The 3027-nt window shown below is 66.3% G+C and carries 3 protein-coding genes; all 3 read right to left on the reverse strand.

Annotated elements, in window-relative coordinates; genetic code table 11:
- The coding region (locus tag EN781_RS29700; RefSeq protein ID WP_127400604.1) for a HAMP domain-containing protein at window positions 1–982 on the reverse strand (982 nt) is incomplete at its 3' end.
- 8 nt (window positions 983–990) lie between these two features.
- Window positions 991–1665 carry a response regulator transcription factor gene (locus tag EN781_RS29705; RefSeq protein ID WP_126055758.1) on the reverse strand — a complete coding sequence of 225 codons (675 nt, stop codon included), beginning with the start codon at window positions 1663–1665 and terminating at the stop codon, window positions 991–993.
- Between the two features lie 206 nt (window positions 1666–1871).
- On the reverse strand, window positions 1872–3027 hold a 1156-nt coding region (locus tag EN781_RS29710; protein WP_127400605.1), incomplete at its 5' end, for a Do family serine endopeptidase.

A 3027-nucleotide genomic window follows, 5' to 3' on the forward strand; every position in this document is an offset into this window, starting at 1 on the left:
GCCTGGAGATCATCAGGATGGCGTTGAAGGTCTTTATCAGCTGGTCGGACTCAGCGATCGTGCTTTCCAGCGCCTGCCGGTAGTCGGGGGTCTTCTGCCGGCCGGCCAGCGTCGCCTCGGCGCGGTTGCGCAGCCTGGTCAGCGGCGTCTTCAGATCATGCGCGATATTGTCGGAAACCTGCTTCAGGCCCTCGTTCAGCTTGGCGATCCGGGCCAGCATCGTATTGAGGTTCTCGGACAGGCGGTCGAACTCGTCACCGGCTCCGGTGACCGGGAGGCGGCCGGACAGGTCGCCGCCCATGATGCGGCGGCTGGCCTCCGAGACGCTGTCGATGCGCTTCAGCGCCGCGCGCCCGACAAAGAACCAGATCAGGAGCCCGCCAAGCCCCATCATGCCCAGCGCGAGCATCAAGGCGCGGCGTATGACGGCGCGGAAGCGCTCGGGCTCGCCGAGGTCGCGGCCGACCAGCATGATCATCTGGTTGGGCAGCCGCAGCACCAGCGCGATCGCGTTGTGGCCCTTCTCGCCCTCGGCCTGCGCTTCGGGCTCGCCGGACGGCGGCGTGGCCTGGTCGGGTGCCCCGCTGCGCAGCCGGTCGAGTTCGCCCTCGCCGAAACGCTGATAGGAAAATGGCTCTGTCGTCCAGCCCTCCGTTTCGATGACCCCCGGCTCCAGGCTTTGCACATTGCCGGTCAAGATCTGCCCGTTGGCGTCGGCGATGAGGTAGAGGTTGGCCCCGGGCTGGCGGGAACGTGCTTCGACGACGCGGACCAGGACCGGCAGGCCGCCGCGCCGATAGGCACGATCGAGACCAGCCACTTCATCGTTGATCGTATCCTGCGTCTGCGCGGTCAGCATGCGCGCCGACAGCGAGGTCATGTAGAAGACGAGCAGCACGGCGCACAGCGCGAAAAGCAGGAAATAGAGCGCCGAGAGCCGCGCTGCCGTCGTCCTCATGATGGCCGGCAGGGAAAGAGCCATGATCGGCCTTACCCACCCTTTAGCATGTAGCCGGCGCCGCGGACCGTATGCAGGATCGGCTTGTCGAAGCCCTTCTCGATCTTGCCACGCAGCCGCGAGACATGGACGTCGATGACATTGGTCTGCGGGTCGAAGTGGTAGTCCCAGACATTCTCGAGCAGCATGGTGCGCGTCACCACCTGACCGGCATGGCGCATCAGATATTCGAGCAGGCGGAACTCGCGCGGCTGCAGCGTGATCTCGCGCGCGGCGCGCTTGACCGAGTGCGAAAGCCGGTCGAGCTCGAGATCGCCGACGCGGTAGACGGTCTCGGCTTCCCTGGCGCTGGCGCGGCGGTTGAGCACCTCGACGCGGGCGAGCAATTCGGAGAATGCGTAGGGCTTGGTCAGGTAATCGTCGCCGCCGGCGCGCAGGCCGGTGACGCGGTCGTCGACCTCGCCCAGCGCCGACAGGATCAGCACTGGCGTCGTGTTGCCCCTGGAGCGCAGGCCGGCGATGACCGACAGGCCGTCGCGGCGCGGCATCATGCGGTCGACGACCATGACGTCATAATCGCCGGCGTCGGCAAGCGCGAAGCCGGTCTCGCCGTCGCCGGCGACATGGGCGGTATGGCCGGCTTCGGCAAAGGCCTTCTGCAGGTAATCGGCGGCCTCGCGATCGTCTTCTATGACGAGAATCTTCATAGAGCCGTTATACGCGATTTCGCCCTGAGAATGAGGAGCCGGCATGCACGGAATGGCCTTTGATGGTTGGGAGCGGCAGCGGGCGATGGGAAGCCCGCTGCCGCCGGGGTCGGAACACGGTGACTGACTAACGTATTCGGGCCCCGTGCTTTCCCCCGCGGCGGCTCGGGGGTGTTGAAACCGCCGCTTCGGGAAAGTTACGAACGTCAGCCCTTGGCGACGGGCAGCGCAACGAAGCGGTTCGAGTCGTCGCGGGTGATCTGCATTAGCACCGCCTTGCGGCCCGCCTTCACGGCATCGGCCATCGCCTTGTCGACATCCGCCGTGCCGCTCACCTCCATCGAGTTGACCGAGGTGATGACATCGCCGGGCTGGATGCCGCGGTCGGCCGCATCGCTGTCGGGATCGACATCGGTCACGACCAGCCCCTTGCCGTTTTCCGACTTGGTGACGGTCAGGCCGAGATCGGCAAGCGTGTCGGCCTTTGGCGCCGCCGGCTGCTTGCTGTCATCGTTCGACGCCTGCTTGTCGCTGGCGGGCAGCTTGCCGAGGTCGACCTTGATCGTCTCGCTCTTGCCGTCGCGCCACACGGTGACATCGACGGACTTGCCCGGCGCAAAGGCGCCGATCAGGCGGGCGAGTTCCTTCGGCGAGGCGACATCCTTGCCGTCGACCTGGGTGATGACGTCGCCAGCGGTGATGCCGGCCTTCTTGCCGGGACCGTCGTCCTGCGCGCTCGACACCAGCGCGCCCTTCTCGGACCTCAGCCCGAGCGATTCCGCGATGTCGGAGGTGACCGGCTGAATCTCGACGCCCAGCCAGCCGCGCTGGACGGAGCCGCTCTTCATCAGGTCCTGCACCACTTCCTTGGCGGTCGAGGCCGGGATGTCGAAGGCGATGCCGACGCTGCCGCCCGAGGGCGAGAAGATCGCGGTGTTGATGCCGACGACCTGGCCATTGAGGTTGAAGGTCGGGCCACCAGAATTGCCGCGATTGACCGAGGCGTCGATCTGCAGGAAGTCGTCATACGGGCCGGCGCCGATGTCGCGGCCGCGGGCCGAGACGATGCCGGCTGTGACGGTGCCACCGAGGCCGAACGGATTGCCGACGGCCACCACCCAGTCGCCGACGCGAACCTTGGAATCGTCGGCGAAGTCGACATAGGTGAACTTGCCGTCGCCTTCGACCTTGAGCACGGCGAGGTCGGTGCGCGGATCGGTGCCGATCAGCTTGGCGTCGAGCTCCTTGCCGTCGTTCATCACCACGGTGAAAGCGGAACCCTCTTCGACGACATGGTTGTTGGTGACGAGGTAGCCGTCATCGGAGATGAAGAAGCCTGAGCCCTGCGCGACCGGGCGCGGC

It is taken from the genome of Mesorhizobium sp. M4A.F.Ca.ET.090.04.2.1 (genome assembly GCF_003999085.1).
Classification (GTDB): domain Bacteria; phylum Pseudomonadota; class Alphaproteobacteria; order Rhizobiales; family Rhizobiaceae; genus Mesorhizobium.

Bases quoted from the DNA above. Each gene is read 5' to 3' on its own strand.
- EN781_RS29705 (WP_126055758.1), bottom strand. From the start codon at position 1,665: ATGAAGATTCTCGTCATAGAAGACGATCGCGAGGCCGCCGATTACCTG.